Source organism: Lishizhenia sp., assembly GCF_057456495.1.
In genome coordinates this window covers 1-10,682 of sequence record NZ_JBVCPV010000104.1, presented here as the reverse complement: position 1 = coordinate 10,682, position 10,682 = coordinate 1, and the positions used below count along the sequence as shown (strand labels likewise).

Below are 10,682 nucleotides of genomic sequence, written 5' to 3'. Positions count from 1 at the left end.
TTGCTCACCATCATCTAACATATCATCTATGTAGTAATTGATGTTCACGCGCGTTCCAGATTGAACAATCATTTCAATTTCATCCAATACCTCGTTCAAACTTTTCCCCTGTGAAGATCCTATATCTTCTAGCGGCAGTTTTCTATCGATGTTTTGAATTAAACGTACTTTCATTCCACTTTTATTGACCAATTGCTTTACAACTAAATCTTGTGGTCTTTCAACATCGTTTTCTTCTACGTATTGCTTAATTAAGGCTAAGAATGGTGCTCCATAACGCTTCGCTTTTCCTTGTCCAACTCCCTGAATATTTGTTAACTCCTCAATCGTAATTGGGTATTGGAAACTCATATCTTTTAAAGAAGACTCCTGGAAAATCACGAAAGGTGGAATTCCTTTATCCTTAGAAATTTGCTTGCGCAGATCCAACATAGATTTATACAACACTTCATCGAAAGCACCTTTCGCATTGTTGTTTACATTCACCTCGTCAGAAGCACTGCTAAAATCATTTTCCTTAATCAATAAGAAATGCTTTGGTTCTTTGATGAAATCATGTCCTTCTTGGGTCATTTTAATCACCCCGTAAGACTCTATATCTTTCGCCACTAATTTAGCTACTAAACATTGACGCATCACTGCATTCCAGAAAGCTTCATCTCTTTCTTTTCCTTTACCATAAAGCGGCAATTTATCGTGCTTATAAGTACTGATTTCTGCAGTATCTTTTCCGGCTAGGAAAGCACAAATATGCTTGGCCTTCTGCATTTCCTTCAATTCTACCACAGCTTTTAACAAGAGTTGAACATACTCTTTTCCTTCCATGGTTTCTTTCGGGTGCTTACAGTTATCGCACATGCTGTTACAGTTCTTCTCGTCGAATTCTTCTCCGAAATAATGCAACAAATATTTTCTTCTACAAATTGAAGACTCTGCATAAGATACAATCTCAAACAACAATTGTCGTCCAATCTCTTGCTCTGCTACAGGTTTTCCTTGTAAGAACTTTTCTAATTTTTCGATGTCTTTGTAAGAGTAGAAGGTTAACAATTCTCCTTCTCCACCATCTCTACCCGCTCTACCGGTTTCTTGATAGTAACTCTCCAAAGATTTTGGAATATCGTGGTGAATCACAAAACGCACATCCGGTTTATCGATTCCCATACCAAAGGCAATGGTGGCTACAATTACATCTACCTCTTCCATCAAGAAAGCATCTTGATGTTTTGCTCTTGTAGAAGCATCCATACCAGCGTGATAAGCCAGTGCATTGATTCCATTTACGCGCAAAACTTCGGCTAATTGCTCCACCTTTTTACGACTCAAACAGTAAATGATCCCAGATTTACCTTGTTTCGATCTGATGTATTTGATAATCTCTTTTTCTACCTCCTTCTTCGGACGTACCTCATAATAAAGATTATCTCTATTAAATGAATCTTTGAACACTGTTGCATCCAACATGTTCAAGTTCTTTTGGATATCGTGTTGAACTTTTGGTGTAGCTGTTGCAGTTAATGCGATAATCGGAACATTAGATATTTGTTCAAAAATCTCACGCAATCTTCTATACTCCGGTCTAAAGTCATGCCCCCACTCAGAAATACAGTGGGCCTCATCAATTGCAAAAAAGGAAATGTTTACAGAATTAAAGAAATCAACATTTTCTTTCTTGGTTAACGATTCAGGAGCAACATAAAGAAGTTTGGTTTTCCCATCTCTAATATCTTGCTTTACGCGGTTGGCTTCTGTTTTCGATAAAGAGCTGTTTAAGACATGGGCAACACTATCGTCCTCACTCACATTTCTAATCGCATCTACTTGGTTTTTCATCAGGGCGATCAAAGGAGAAACCACGATAGATACACCCTCTGATAATAAAGCCGGCAATTGGTAGCACATAGACTTACCTCCACCTGTTGGCATTATTACGAAGGTATTTTGTCCTTCTAAGATGTTTCTAATGATTTTTTCTTGGTCACCACGGAATTTATCGTACCCAAAATACTTGCGTAGAGCACCCGTTAAATCACTCACATTCATATATCCAAATTAATTAAGTCTAAGATACAAAAACAGCTCTGAAAAAAACAAACTTTTCTTAGGAGATAACTAAAAGATTCACAACTGCTTAGCGCCTTGTAAATTTTCAGCGTTTTTGTTCAAATTCTAGAATGGGTATTATTCTGCATCTTCAGCAACAACTTCCTTTACTTCAGGTAAATGTTGCTTCAATAAATTTTCAATTCCTCCTTTTAAAGTAGCTGTTGAAGATGGACATCCAGCACAAGATCCTTTCAATAATACGGTAACAATACCGTCTTCAAAGTTTCTAAACTCAATGGCTCCACCGTCACCCTCTACAGCCGGACGAACATATTCATCTAACAATGCTACAATGGCATCATCGTATTCTGAAGGTGCGTAAGTTTTGGTTGGGTTTTCTTTTTCCACAGGTTTTGCCTTAGGCTGTGGCATCATAATCAACACTTCTTTACCATCTTGTAGGTATTCTCTGATGAATTCACGCAATTCCATTACTACAAAATCCCAAGACAATGCCTCGTTCTTTGTAATCGTAATAAAGTTACTCGCCATAAATACACCCGTAACAAATGGGAAATTGAAAAGCTCCTCGGCTAAAGGAGAATATCCTTTGGCTTCTGCTTGACTAGTAAATTCAACCGATTCGCCCGTAATCAATAAATATTTATTAGCAACAAATTTCATTGTGCTTGGGTTAGGTGTCATTTCAGCGTAAACAGTAATTGGAACTTTTTGAGTCATGTTAATTTATCTTTACGTGCAAAAGTAGTAATCCATTTGTAAAGGACACAGTAAAAATTGACTTTTGAAATACAAGAATGGCAGATTATACAATTTGTAGAAACCCAATTTGTCCCTATCTTTGTTAACGCATGCAAAAGTTGAAAAACATAGCACTTCTTTTCTTTGTGAGCTTTCTATTTTTAGGAGTTTGCGGATTCTCTATATCGGAACATTTATGTACGACCACAGAGGAGGTATGCGAAATGCATGAAGAACACAAAGAGAACCAACCAAACATCCACGATTGTTGCGAGGTTCCTGTGGATACTAAGCAAGATGATTGTTGTAAGGAAGAAACTAAAGTTTTCCAGACCACGTTAAATCATTACCACGATGTTTTGGTGAAAGTAACCGTGCCTTACTTGGCAACTGTTCCTGCATTTGATTTCTTTATAGCCGAAAGCATAAATGAAGCACAAATCACCCAATACTATCCCAACCCACCTCCTCTTACCAGCAGCCAAGTAAGAGCGCAGCTGCAGGTCTACACCCTATGATTTTAGTGCGATAACTTCACGTTTATTCGAATTATCACACAAAATCAAAAAATGAAAAAAAACATATTAATTGCAATATTGAGTCTATTTGCACTCAACACTTTTGCACAAGTTAAAGGAACTGTTTACGGTTCTTCAGAAAACAAAAAAGAACCACTTTTTGGTGTTAAAGTATTCTTCTTAGGTAGTGACATTGGTACGATTACCGACGAAACAGGAGCTTTTACATTAGACTATTTACCTGCATTACCAGATACTCTAATTTTTAGGGCTCAGGGTTATTATACCGACACTTTAGTAATTACCAAAAAAGATAGATTCCTAAATGTTAACGTAACCTTGTATTCTTCTAGTTACTTACCAGAAGTTGTAATTGCATACCAACGTGAGAATTCTTCCATTGAGAAACTCGATCCTTTATTTACAGAAACATTATCTGCTGGTGAATTGAGAAAAGCAGCATGTTGTAACCTCTCAGAATCTTTTGAGACCAATGCAAGTGTAGACGTAAATCTTACTGATGCAGTTTCTGGGGCTAAAAAAATCCAAATGATGGGGTTGGCTGGTACCTATACACAGATTCAGTTTGAAAACATCCCTATGCTTAAAAACTTAGGTTCAGCCTACGGCTTGAATATGATACCCGGTACATGGATAAACTCCATTCAAATCACCAAGGGTTCAGGGACCGTGGTAAATGGTTACGAGTCGATGGCAGGTTTGATTAACCTTGAATTTTATCAACCTGGTGTAAATATGGACAAATTGTATTTCAATGCTTACACCAATATTCAGGGAAGGAATGAAGTTAACTTTCACAACAGTATACAACTTTCGAAGAAGTGGTCTACAGGATTCTTTGGTCATGCCTCTGTTGGCGCTATAGAATTGGATAGAAACAAGGACGGTTTTAAAGACATTCCTTTAAGTGAAAATTTCACTTTCATGAACCGTTGGAATTACGAGGGAGAATATTTTGAAAGCAAATTTGGCTTTAGAGGATCAGTTACTAGTAAAACCGGTGGAGAAATGGGGTATAAAAGATCTAGCAACCCCAACAATCTTTACGGTGTATCCATAGAAAATCAGCACGCAGAGGTTTATGCTAAAACAGGATTTTTCTTTAAGAAAAGTGTAAACTCTTCACTGGGGTTAGTCTATCAAGCTAAGTATCATGCTTTGCAAGCTCAATTTGGGAACAGAAGTATGGACGCCCAAGAAAAACGAGGTTATGTAAATGCTATTTTCAATACAATACTAGGAAATACTACAAACACCTTAAAAACAGGTTTGAGTTTTGTCTACGATGAATTACGACAAAAGCACATCAACTTAGGTATGCAGGATGATATTAGTAACCTAAACAGAACGGAAATTGTTCCTGGGGCATTTGCTGAGTTTACAAAGAAAACCATTCGCCATGATTTAGTTTTAGGTGCGAGAGGTGATTACCACAATTTGTTCGGTTTTCAGTTCTCTCCACGTGCTCATTATAAATTCAAAGTCACAGAAAAAGTAGACCTTCGATTAACTGCAGGTAAAGGATTTAGAGTTCCTAACTATGTAGTTGACAATCTATCTTTAATGGCCAACAACAAACCTTGGGTTCTGAATGAAACTTTAAAGCCTGAGGTAGCTTGGAACTTTGGAGGGAGCACCGTGTATGAGTTCAGACTTTTCAAACGTTCAGCACGTTGGTCTGTTGATGCATACCACACACTATTCACCAACCAACTTGTTGTGGATAGAGACCAAGACGCACAAGCCATCTACTTTAGAAATTTAGACGGACAATCTTACTCAAACGCTATACAAACAGATTTCAGCTTTGAGCCTATCCGTAATTTCGAAATTAAAATGGCTTATAAGTATTTGGATGTAAAAGCAACATTTGGAGGAAGCTTACAAGAAAAAATTATGGTGCCGAAACACAGAGGTTTCATCAATTTTGGATATAGCACGAGAAACAAACGTTGGGAATATGATTTAACGGCATCTGTTTTTGGAACCAAGAGACTACCAAGATTAGCACTTAATGAAGAGGGAACTGTATTTACCAGTGATGAGCGAAGTAAAGCTTATGGCATGGTAAATGCACAAATTACTCACATATACAAACGTTGGGATTTTTACGTTGGAGGAGAAAATTTATTAAATTACACCCAGAAAAATCCAATTATTGATGCTCAAAACCCTTTTAGCTCAACTTTCGATGCAACGAGAATATGGGCACCAGTTATCGGTATTAACGTATATGCCGGAGTTAGATTTAGTATAGAAAATAAAAAATAGAAAACATGAAATTTTTAATGGCACTTATGGCTATTGTAGCCTTAACATTTAATAGTAACGCAGAGGATGGAAACAAGAAAGAAGCTCAAATCCAAACCAATGCGCAATGTGGAGAATGTAAAGAAAGAATCGAAAACAAATTAAACTATACCAAAGGGATTAAGTTTGCGGAGATGGATCTTACCACTAAAATTGTAACCGTAAGTTACAATTCGAAAAAAATCACTTTGGATGAGATTAAAAAAGTAATTTCTGAAATAGGATACAGTGCAGATGATGTTGAACCTGTTAAGGCAGCACAGCAAGCACTTCCAAAATGTTGCCAACCTGGTGGACACTAGAAATAAAAAAATTAGAGACAAAAGGTAGTTGATCATCAGCTACCTTTTTTTGTTTTCTTAAATTCGCTTTACAATGAGAAACCAATTGTTTAGTGTGGGAGATATTCTTCCTGGAATATTTTGGCTGGTAATCCTCGCGATTATTAGTCACTACATTAAATTTTACCGTCAGAAAAAAGAACAAGAGCATCAGTTTTACCTTCTTAATTTCTACTTTAAAATCTTTTTTGTCATTGCTTTCTCAGGTGTTTACGCCATCATGTATAATGGCGGTGACACTTTTGCTTATTACCGTGGATCAGAAACACTCAACAACCTTTTCTTTCACAACCCGCTCAATTATTTTGATGAAATAAGTCAGGGTAAAGAGATCTACTACGGGAATTTCAATGCACAAATAGGCTATCCTCCAGGATGGATTTACCGTGAAGATGAAAGTTATTTTGTCTCCAAGATTATTTCTCTTCTCATGTTCGTGAGTTTTAAAAGTTATTGGGCCATGAGTTTCATATTAGCTTTTATAATGGCCAATGTAAATTACAGACTCTACAGGTATGTTGCTACACTCAATTTCTTACCGAAAAAACTCGCAGCTTTAGCACTACTATTTGTACCTTCAGTATCTTTTTGGTGCACAGGAATTTCCAAAGATACCGTTGTACTTATCGCCATATTAATGGGCTTGGTGGCAACTTTTAAAATCGTTCATAAAAAAGCAGGAATCTTGAGTATCGAAGGTCTTTTCCTTATCCTCTCTAGTTTCCTATTAATTGAAATCAGGGCCTTTCTTTTATTGGCCATGTTGGCACCCTTATTCTTTGCCATATCTACCCATTGGATAAATCAATTGGGTGAGAAACCTGTTCTAAAAATGGGGTTGCGTCTTTTCATTTTACTCATAGGTATGGGGGGACTAAGTTTGTACCTTTTCAACAGCTCTAATTTTGGAAGTTTAGCACCTGAAAAAATACTGCAAGAAGCTGCCACGATTCAGAGAGACTTTGCTCAAAACTCAACCTACAGCACGGATAGGTACCAATTAAACATTAATGATTACAGTCTCTGGGGTATGCTAAAAGTTGCTCCAGAAGCTATTATTGCCGGAATCTACCGTCCGTTTGCTTGGGACAGTAGAAACGTAGCTTTGGCCATCAACATACTCGAAGGAATTGTGCTATTGCTACTAACACTGGTCTTCTTTTTTAAAAGCAATTTAAAACAAAGAATACAATTTGTTAGAAGTAACGAAGTACTTGTCTTTTCCTTTTTCTATGTTTTGATCATGGCATTTATGACAGGGTTTAGCTCTAGCTTGTATGGTGTATTAGTACGCTTAAGAGCTCCGCTTTTACCTTTTGCTTTCTTACTTTTACTCGCCGGTATTTATGGATATTATAAAAACAACAAAAATGGAATTGATCTTCTCAACGCAGAATCAGAATAAAGCAAAGGAAATACAGAAATTGGTTCCTTCAGGAATCACTATCAAAACGCTGAAAGACATCAACTGTTCTGATGATATACCAGAAACACAAAACACCTTACAAGGAAATGCTTTACAAAAGGCTAGATACGTGCACGAAAAATTTGGTGTAAACTGCTTTGCCGATGATACAGGTTTAGAAATTGAAGCGCTAAACATGGAGCCAGGAGTATACTCAGCTCGTTACGCTGGGGCTGAAAGATCTGACGATAAAAATATGCAAAAAGTATTGGATGGTTTATCAGATAAAGAGAATAGATCTGCTCGCTTCAGAACAGCTGTAGCACTTATCATAGACGGTGAAGAACACTTGTTCGAAGGCATCGTAAATGGGGAAATCCGAACTTCAAAAACGGGTGATCAAGGTTTTGGTTATGATCCCATTTTTGAACCTGAAAACGCAGGGAAAACTTTTGCTGAAATGACTACAGAAGAGAAAAATAGCATGAGTCATAGAGCCCGTGCTTTTGCTAAAATGACTGATTTCTTGGCTAAATATCAAAGCAAATAGCCGCCATCATCTGCATTCCAACTTCTAATGCATGGGGATCTATATCGAAATTTGCGGTATGCACCCCATGTATTATACCTTTCTCTTCATTACGAACACCTAAACGATAGAAAGAAGTAGGTACTTCTTGTGAATAAAATGCAAAGTCCTCCGAAGTCATACGTATCGGCAATTCCGCTACGTTTTCTTCTCCTAATAATTTTCTAGCCTTCACTTTTAAATCCTCCGTAAGTCTTTCATCGTTCTTTAAGAATGGATAACCATGCGAGATGAAAACTTCGGCTTTCGCTCCATGCGTTTCTGCTATGTTTTCGATTTGGAATTTAATCATTTCCAATGCCTTTGCCCTCCATGTTTCATCCATGGTTCTAAAAGTTCCTTTGATTTTTACTTCGGCCGGGATAATATTGGTAGCTCCTAAAGCTTCGAAATGACCAAAAGTTAAAACACACGGCAGTGTTGGGTCGCAGCTTCGAGAAACAATTTTCTGCAAAGAGGTAACTACCTCAGCCCCCACCAAAATGCTATCTACAGTTTTATGTGGTTGAGCTCCATGTCCACCCTTTCCGCTTATAGTAACGTGAATTTCATCGCTAGAGGCCATGTACAAACCTCCTCTAAAACCTAACTTCCCTACTTCCATTTCTGGAAAAACATGTAATCCATACATGCGCTCCACTTTAGGATTTTCTAATACACCTGCTTTGATCATCAAACTTGCTCCTCCCGGATTTTGCTCTTCTCCTGGTTGGAAGACAAGCTTTACAGGTTGTTGTAAATTATTTCTAAATTCCTGAATAATCTTAGCAGCTCCCAATAAAACTGAAGTGTGTACATCGTGACCACAGGCATGCATCACTCCTTCATTTTGTGAGCAATATGCCACCTCATTCTTTTCAAGAATCGGCAAAGCGTCTAAATCTGCCCTTAACGCAATACAATCTTCATCACCAGTATGATGATCTGCTTTGATCAACCCAACTACTCCCGTATCTGCAACTCCAACCTTATGTTCTATACCGAACTTGGATAGTTGTTCTGACACAAAAGCCATTGTTTCATGCTCTTGGTAGGAAAGCTCAGGATGTTGGTGCAAATGCTCTCTAATCGCTTTAACTTCTGCGAAAAACTCACTTGCCTTGGCTTGTATTTGTTCTTTAAGATTCATTGCTGTACATATTACAAATAAAAATGCCATTTGAAGATGTTTGGAAGAATCACCTCACCCTAAAATTGCAGGGCATGACATAATTTACTTTTTCAGGCTATTTCTAACTAATTCTTGCTAAGCAACACGAATTTAAGAATATCTATTTGCTTAAGTGTATTAACTTTGTCCGAATTAAAAAATGGCGACTTGAATTATCGAAATTCAACAACAGTCATTGAGGAGAGTTATTTTTAAAACAGTTTTTATGAAAGTTCAAAAATTCACTTTTAATCCCTTCCAAGAAAACACCTTTGTGGTATATGACAACAACAAAAAAGGCGTGGTCATAGATCCAGGAATGTATTTCAAAGAAGAGGAAGAGCTGTTTCAAAATTTCATTTCAGAGGAAGGTATAGAGTTACTTGCAATTTTAAACACCCATGCACATTTAGATCATGTTGCAGGAAATAGTTTTGTAAAGAACACCTACAATATTCCACTATACTTGCACCCTAAAGATTTACCAACACTAGAAATGTCTGAAAGAAGTGCTGCTGTGTATGGCTTAGATGCTTTCACTCCTTCTCCCGAACCAGATATGGAAATAGAGGAAAACACTACTCTTTCATTTGGAGATTTAGACTTTGAGGTATTGTTCACACCAGGGCACGCGCCTGGTCATGTAGTTTTCTACAACGCAGCCAACAAAATTGTATTCAACGGTGATGTATTATTCCAAGGAAGTTTTGGAAGAACAGACTTACCGGGTGGTGATATGGCGACACTGAAGAAGAGCATTACTGAAGTGATGTTCAATTTACCGGGAGACACGATAGTTTGTACCGGTCATGGTGGTGAAACCAAGATAGAAATTGAAAAACAAAACAACCCAATTTTAAATTATTAAGTTCTTACTTTTGCACTATGGAAGAAGGAAATGAAATGTCGTTTTTAGAGCACCTCGAGGAGTTACGTTGGCGCTTGGTTCGTTCAGTAATTGCTATAGTTGTGCTAGCCATTGGTCTGTTTGTTTGCTTGGAGTGGATCATGGATAACATCTTTTTATCGATGAATTCAGAGAACTTCATTAGCTATAGAGTCATGTGTGAATATGTGAACCTATGCGTGGAAGTAACTCCTGTAAAAGCACAGGGATTAAAAATGACTTCTCAATTTAGTTACGCTTTATTGATCTCATTTCTTGGTGGGTTTATCATTGCCTTCCCTTATGTTTTCTATCAATTGTGGAGTTTTGTCAAACCTGGTTTACGTCAAAATGAAAGAAAATCATTCTCGGGAATCGTGTTCTACGTAAGCTTGTTATTTTTCTTCGGAGTATTGTTCGGATACTTTGTGGTGGCACCCATGTGTGTGCAATTTTTTGGTGAGTTTAGGATCAGTCCTGACATCGAAACTAATCCAGGAATTGATTCTTACGTAAGTCTAATTACTTCAACCGTTTTTTATACGGGTATTTTGTTTTTACTTCCTGTAGTAATTTACCTTCTTTCTAAAATAGGGATTGTTACCCCAGCCTTTTTGAAGAAATACCGAAAGCATGCAATAGTGGGAGTTTTGG

General features: G+C 37.4%; 10 protein-coding genes. 7 read left to right on the top strand and 3 right to left on the bottom strand.

Annotation, left to right across the window (positions count from 1 at the left end; all coding sequences use genetic code 11):
* Window positions 1-2,043: DNA helicase RecQ (gene recQ / locus AC22ZQ_RS08760; protein WP_318958404.1), on the bottom strand; the 2,043-nt coding region annotated here is incomplete at its 3' end.
* A 138-nt stretch (window positions 2,044-2,181) separates the two neighbouring features.
* Entirely contained in the window at window positions 2,182-2,787 is a 606-nt protein-coding gene (locus AC22ZQ_RS08755) for a NifU family protein (protein ID WP_318958403.1), read from the bottom strand.
* Window positions 2,788-2,918: 131 nt separating this feature from the next.
* On the opposite strand from AC22ZQ_RS08755, the gene AC22ZQ_RS08750 reads away from it, so the two are divergent.
* The 5 genes from AC22ZQ_RS08750 (at window position 2,919) to AC22ZQ_RS08730 (ending at window position 7,953) form a co-directional block, all read left to right on the top strand.
* The gene (locus AC22ZQ_RS08750; RefSeq protein ID WP_318958402.1) at window positions 2,919-3,326 is read left to right on the top strand and encodes an HYC_CC_PP family protein; all 408 of its coding nucleotides are present in this window, start codon (window positions 2,919-2,921) and stop codon (window positions 3,324-3,326) included.
* 51 nt (window positions 3,327-3,377) lie between these two features.
* A complete protein-coding gene (locus tag AC22ZQ_RS08745; protein WP_318958401.1) occupies window positions 3,378-5,618 on the top strand; it encodes a TonB-dependent receptor in 2,241 nt (746 codons plus the stop codon).
* A gap of 5 nt (window positions 5,619-5,623) precedes the next feature.
* Window positions 5,624-5,959, top strand: coding sequence for a heavy-metal-associated domain-containing protein (locus AC22ZQ_RS08740; RefSeq protein WP_318958400.1), 336 nt, complete (start codon window positions 5,624-5,626; stop codon window positions 5,957-5,959).
* Between the two features lie 73 nt (window positions 5,960-6,032).
* Window positions 6,033-7,403: a hypothetical protein gene (locus AC22ZQ_RS08735; protein ID WP_318958399.1), complete on the top strand. Its 1,371-nt coding sequence runs from the start codon at window positions 6,033-6,035 to the stop codon at window positions 7,401-7,403.
* Window positions 7,369-7,953 carry a non-canonical purine NTP diphosphatase gene (locus AC22ZQ_RS08730; RefSeq protein ID WP_318958398.1) on the top strand — a complete coding sequence of 195 codons (585 nt, stop codon included), beginning with the start codon at window positions 7,369-7,371 and terminating at the stop codon, window positions 7,951-7,953. The genes AC22ZQ_RS08735 and AC22ZQ_RS08730 overlap by 35 nt, the downstream gene beginning before the upstream one ends.
* Here the strand turns inward: AC22ZQ_RS08730 and AC22ZQ_RS08725 are convergent.
* A complete protein-coding gene (locus AC22ZQ_RS08725) occupies window positions 7,934-9,151 on the bottom strand; it encodes a M20 metallopeptidase family protein (protein WP_318958397.1) in 1,218 nt (405 codons plus the stop codon). The two genes, AC22ZQ_RS08730 and AC22ZQ_RS08725, sit on opposite strands and share 20 nt — an antisense overlap.
* A 217-nt stretch (window positions 9,152-9,368) precedes the next feature.
* On the opposite strand from AC22ZQ_RS08725, the gene AC22ZQ_RS08720 reads away from it, so the two are divergent.
* Both AC22ZQ_RS08720 and tatC read left to right on the top strand, forming a co-directional pair.
* Window positions 9,369-10,010 (top strand): MBL fold metallo-hydrolase, encoded by a 642-nt coding sequence (locus AC22ZQ_RS08720; RefSeq protein ID WP_318958396.1) that lies wholly within the window; start codon window positions 9,369-9,371, stop codon window positions 10,008-10,010.
* A gap of 17 nt (window positions 10,011-10,027) precedes the next feature.
* A partial coding sequence (gene tatC / locus AC22ZQ_RS08715; protein ID WP_318958395.1) for a twin-arginine translocase subunit TatC occupies window positions 10,028-10,682 on the top strand: 655 nt, incomplete at its 3' end.

Excerpts from the sequence above, each read along its gene's own strand:
- AC22ZQ_RS08755 (WP_318958403.1), bottom strand. The coding sequence starts at position 2,787 with ATGACTCAAAAAGTTCCAATTACTGTTTACGCTGAAATGACACCTAAC.
- AC22ZQ_RS08750 (WP_318958402.1), top strand. The coding sequence starts at position 2,919 with ATGCAAAAGTTGAAAAACATAGCACTTCTTTTCTTTGTGAGCTTTCTA.
- AC22ZQ_RS08745 (WP_318958401.1), top strand. The coding sequence starts at position 3,378 with ATGAAAAAAAACATATTAATTGCAATATTGAGTCTATTTGCACTCAAC.
- AC22ZQ_RS08740 (WP_318958400.1), top strand. The coding sequence starts at position 5,624 with ATGAAATTTTTAATGGCACTTATGGCTATTGTAGCCTTAACATTTAAT.
- AC22ZQ_RS08735 (WP_318958399.1), top strand. The coding sequence starts at position 6,033 with ATGAGAAACCAATTGTTTAGTGTGGGAGATATTCTTCCTGGAATATTT.
- AC22ZQ_RS08730 (WP_318958398.1), top strand. The coding sequence starts at position 7,369 with ATGGAATTGATCTTCTCAACGCAGAATCAGAATAAAGCAAAGGAAATA.
- AC22ZQ_RS08725 (WP_318958397.1), bottom strand. The coding sequence starts at position 9,151 with ATGGCATTTTTATTTGTAATATGTACAGCAATGAATCTTAAAGAACAA.
- AC22ZQ_RS08720 (WP_318958396.1), top strand. The coding sequence starts at position 9,369 with ATGAAAGTTCAAAAATTCACTTTTAATCCCTTCCAAGAAAACACCTTT.